1 protein-coding gene is annotated in these 570 nt (G+C 42.3%); it reads left to right on the top strand.

All coding sequences use genetic code 11. The features are described 5' to 3' along the window. A partial coding sequence (locus RTK36_RS04455) for a hypothetical protein (RefSeq protein WP_312044763.1) occupies window positions 1-570 on the top strand: 570 nt, incomplete at both ends.

Genomic DNA, 570 nt, shown 5'->3' with positions numbered 1-570 from the left:
AGGATCCTGATGATTTTATTAAGCAAAATGGACCCATTGAATTCTCAAAACTCTTGGTGGACGCTGTCCATTATATCTCGTTTGAGATTGCCTGTATTCAAAAGAGATATAACCTGAGTAACCCAGAGCATCGTGTTCGCTTTGCCACAGAAGCGGCAGACATACTCTCGAAGCTGGATAATGCCATTGAGCGCAATGTATATGCAGGCGAGGTAAGCCGTATGACAGGGGTTGAAGAAGGAGCCATACGCAGTGAAATTGATAAGCGTGTTCAAAAAGAAGACATGGCTTTTCAAAATGAGGCAGAAAAAAGACGGCAATTGAATCAAAAAGCGAGTAATGTGGTACACCATAAGGAAAAGGGACTTATGGAGGCCCAAAGAAGTATCTTGTATTATTGTGCATCGGAGCAGAAGATTTACGAAAAGTTGGTAAGTGTTTTAGAAAAAGAGGATTTTACCGAAGAAATCTACTATCGGGTTTTTCAGGCCATTGGCCAATTATGGCGGGACGCCGGAAACGTTTTTCCCGCAGAGCTGGTAAGTTTTTTTGAAAACGGAGCTGAGCAAA

Source organism: Anaerotignum sp. (assembly GCF_031981185.1).
Lineage (GTDB): Bacteria > Bacillota > Clostridia > Lachnospirales > Anaerotignaceae > Chakrabartyella.
This window is presented reverse-complemented; position numbering and strand designations above follow the sequence as displayed.